This window comes from Vibrio anguillarum (assembly GCF_003390515.1).
GTDB classification, from domain to species: domain Bacteria; phylum Pseudomonadota; class Gammaproteobacteria; order Enterobacterales; family Vibrionaceae; genus Vibrio; species Vibrio anguillarum.
Genome location: NZ_CP031479.1, coordinates 71,235 through 73,065 on the forward strand (window position 1 = coordinate 71,235; position 1,831 = coordinate 73,065).

The 1,831-nt window shown below is 51.0% G+C and carries 1 rRNA gene; it reads right to left on the reverse strand.

Annotated elements, in window-relative coordinates:
* Positions 1-52: 52 nt before the first annotated feature.
* Positions 53-1,597 (reverse strand): 16S ribosomal RNA (locus tag DD616_RS04545).
* Between the last annotated feature and the right edge of the window lie 234 nt (positions 1,598-1,831).

Below are 1,831 nucleotides of genomic sequence, written 5' to 3' on the forward strand. Positions count from 1 at the left end.
AAACTGTATAAACCATCAATCTGTGTGGACACTCATCAGTGTAATCTTCGTATAAGGAGGTGATCCAGCGCCAGGTTCCCCTAGCGCTACCTTGTTACGACTTCACCCCAGTCATGAACCACAAAGTGGTGAGCGTCCTCCCCGAAAGGTTAAACTACCCACTTCTTTTGCAGCCCACTCCCATGGTGTGACGGGCGGTGTGTACAAGGCCCGGGAACGTATTCACCGTAGCATTCTGATCTACGATTACTAGCGATTCCGACTTCATGGAGTCGAGTTGCAGACTCCAATCCGGACTACGACGCACTTTTTGGGATTCGCTCACTATCGCTAGCTTGCTGCCCTCTGTATGCGCCATTGTAGCACGTGTGTAGCCCTACTCGTAAGGGCCATGATGACTTGACGTCGTCCCCACCTTCCTCCGGTTTATCACCGGCAGTCTCCCTGGAGTTCCCGACATTACTCGCTGGCAAACAAGGATAAGGGTTGCGCTCGTTGCGGGACTTAACCCAACATTTCACAACACGAGCTGACGACAGCCATGCAGCACCTGTCTCAGAGTTCCCGAAGGCACACCTGCGTCTCCGCTGGCTTCTCTGGATGTCAAGAGTAGGTAAGGTTCTTCGCGTTGCATCGAATTAAACCACATGCTCCACCGCTTGTGCGGGCCCCCGTCAATTCATTTGAGTTTTAATCTTGCGACCGTACTCCCCAGGCGGTCTACTTAACGCGTTAGCTCCGAAAGCCACGGCTCAAGGCCACAACCTCCAAGTAGACATCGTTTACGGCGTGGACTACCAGGGTATCTAATCCTGTTTGCTCCCCACGCTTTCGCATCTGAGTGTCAGTATCTGTCCAGGGGGCCGCCTTCGCCACCGGTATTCCTTCAGATCTCTACGCATTTCACCGCTACACCTGAAATTCTACCCCCCTCTACAGTACTCTAGTGAACCAGTTTCAAATGCGGTTCCGAGGTTGAGCCCCGGGCTTTCACATCTGACTTAATCCACCACCTGCATGCGCTTTACGCCCAGTAATTCCGATTAACGCTCGCACCCTCCGTATTACCGCGGCTGCTGGCACGGAGTTAGCCGGTGCTTCTTCTGTCGCTAACGTCAAATGATGCTGCTATTAACAACACCACCTTCCTCACGACTGAAAGTACTTTACAACCCGAAGGCCTTCTTCATACACGCGGCATGGCTGCATCAGGCTTGCGCCCATTGTGCAATATTCCCCACTGCTGCCTCCCGTAGGAGTCTGGACCGTGTCTCAGTTCCAGTGTGGCTGATCATCCTCTCAGACCAGCTAGGGATCGTCGCCTTGGTGAGCCATTACCTCACCAACTAGCTAATCCCACCTAGGCATATCCTGACGCGAGAGGCCCGAAGGTCCCCCTCTTTGGCCCGTAGGCATCATGCGGTATTAGCCATCGTTTCCAATGGTTATCCCCCACATCAGGGCAATTTCCTAGGCATTACTCACCCGTCCGCCGCTCGCCACCCAAGGAACAAGTTCCTCTGTGCTGCCGCTCGACTTGCATGTGTTAGGCCTGCCGCCAGCGTTCAATCTGAGCCATGATCAAACTCTTCAATTAAAGTTTTGTTGGTCCTAAGACCGGCTCAATGAATACTGACTTCAAAACTGCTCTTACTCGAAAGTAAAAAAGTAATTTTAAAGCTATTGTTGTTCCAACAGAACAACAATGAATTGACTGTGCCAAAATCAAGTAAACTTGATTCTGATTGGTCACTCAGTTCATTGATAAATCTTTTTTGATTATCATCAACGAGTGCCCACACAGATTGATAGGTTTATATTGTTAAAGAGC